The organism is Bacillus sp. 05T31, assembly GCF_056396725.1.
In genome coordinates, this window is sequence record NZ_JBFTMA010000784.1 from 1 (window position 1) to 1,925 (window position 1,925).

Here is a 1,925-nt window from a genome sequence, read left to right on the forward strand (position 1 = left end):
AACTCATCTTTCTTGCCTAGACGCTTTATATTTGTAACTGAGTCACATTCATATTGATCTTCTGTCACTTGCCTTATAACCGAGTAATATCGATTCARTAACGCACTTTCTAAAAGCTGTTCCGTCGATTCTTTTGCCAAAGAATTGCTTGGAGAAAAGAAAAAAACAGAACATATCATTGCAATCATTACACATATCTTTTTCATAACTTCCTCCTTTTCCTATAAGATAGTGTTCTCCAAAATGCCATAAAAAAACGACTTTCCCTATTTAGGAAAGTCGTTTTTTATAGCAAAAATCCAATATTAACCACCACTCACTGGTGGTATTAGTGCAACTACATCACCAGTGTGTATCGTGTCATCTTCATTTGCGTACTCTTCATTAATCGCAACCATAATTGGCGCTGACACTGGTACATTATATTCTTTTGCAACAATATCTTTTAACTCTGCAACAGTAATATTTTCTTTCTCTATTTGTAATTCACTCGTTCCTGCTTCTTCTTGCAAGTTCGCAAATAACAATACTCGAATCATATTTATAACTCCTTCCCAGGCTCTCCTGCTGGATATGGTGTTTTTTCTAATTGGTCACCWATCCATGASTCACCATCTTCCCAAAACTCYTTYTTCCAAATYGGAACAATTTGCTTAATACGCTCCATAATATATTCRTTCGCYTCATAAGCCTCTTTGCGATGAGGCGTTGATACAGCAACAACAACCGCTATATCAGAAATTTGYAGCGTGCCGATGCGATGCGTAATCGCAACATGTGTACCGGGCCACTTCTCCTTCACTTCTGACCCAATTTTCTGTAGCATCTTTTCTGCCATCGTCTTATAAGCTACATACTCTAAGTATAGTGTACGACGCCCTTTCGTAAACTCCCTAACTGTCCCGATAAATGTTGTAACAGCACCACATTCACGGCGAACTACTTTCTTTGTCACCTCTTCAATCGAGATTTCTGTATCAATTACTTCATAATACGTATTTATCATTTTGCACCCCTAGCCGTTTGTAAAAACCAGTCTATATACAATTTTTCTTCTGTTATATGAAATACTTTATATTCTTCTCGTACATTTGACGAAGCATCATACCACGTAATAACTGCCGCTATATTTTCTACTTTATGTAAAAGTTCAGCGTCTTCCGCAGAGCGAAGTAACACTACTTTCGGATAGTTCTCAGCTTTATAGCCCTCTATTAAAATCGTATCTACTTCAAAAAATTCGTACAAGCGGATAATTTCTTGCAAGGACCATTCATCTCGCAAAGAGGACAAAGATAGTAATCCGGCACCTTCTACACTACTTACTACAGCACCAGCTTTTCTGTGTCTTTCACTATCTTTTTGCGCTACTTCAGGAAAGCCCCCGTGACCATGATGTTTAATTGTAGCAACCTTCATTTCTCTTTCAGTTAATGCATGCACCATCTTCTCTACAAGTGTTGTTTTCCCGCTATTTTGATACCCTACTATTTGTAAGATTGAAGAGGCTTTGYCCACGGCCAATCACTTCCCTCAGAGCATTCTAACAATAATACAGACACTTTCATTCCTGCTTCAAATCCTCTCGTTCCTCCAGGCAGCACGATAAAAGCATTTGCATCCGCAAGTGAAGAGACTGCACTCGATTTATCTAAACCGACTGGCATCGCTTGTAGTGCCCCATTAACAATACTCGCTTTTGCTCTTACAAAACGAGTAAACGGATTTGGTTTCGGGAAATCTTTTTGTAAAATAGCATCAGTTCTATATACGTGAGGCTCCTTCACATGCAAATACGTTTTCATAATTGGATGCACAAATAATTCGAAACCTACATAACAAGCTGACGGATTACCTGATAAACCAAAGAGTAGCTTTCCATCAACTTCAGCTACTGTCGTTACACTCCCCGGTCTCATCGCTAT

Annotated in this window: 3 protein-coding genes and 2 pseudogenes; all 5 read right to left on the bottom strand. The window is 38.7% G+C overall.

Annotated features, from left to right (window positions below; genetic code table 11):
- Positions 1-206, bottom strand: a pseudogene (locus AC1DJR_RS28210) (DUF3888 domain-containing protein); the annotation flags it as partial.
- A 99-nt stretch (positions 207-305) separates the two neighbouring features.
- Positions 306-539 (bottom strand): molybdopterin converting factor subunit 1, encoded by a 234-nt coding sequence (moaD, locus tag AC1DJR_RS28215; RefSeq protein WP_002089064.1) that lies wholly within the window; start codon positions 537-539, stop codon positions 306-308.
- Between the two features lie 2 nt (positions 540-541).
- Entirely contained in the window at positions 542-1,006 is a 465-nt protein-coding gene (gene moaE / locus AC1DJR_RS28220) for a molybdopterin synthase catalytic subunit MoaE (protein WP_477004069.1), read from the bottom strand.
- Entirely contained in the window at positions 1,003-1,524 is a 522-nt protein-coding gene (gene mobB, locus AC1DJR_RS28225; protein ID WP_477004070.1) for a molybdopterin-guanine dinucleotide biosynthesis protein B, read from the bottom strand. Before mobB ends, moaE begins: the two co-directional genes overlap by 4 nt.
- Positions 1,488-1,925, bottom strand: a pseudogene (locus tag AC1DJR_RS28230) (molybdopterin molybdenumtransferase MoeA); the annotation flags it as partial. The gene mobB and the pseudogene AC1DJR_RS28230, both read right to left, overlap by 37 nt.

What these genes read in the sequence shown, in the direction of transcription:
- moaD (WP_002089064.1), bottom strand. Translation starts at nt 539, where the DNA reads ATGATTCGAGTATTGTTATTTGCGAACTTGCAAGAAGAAGCAGGAACG.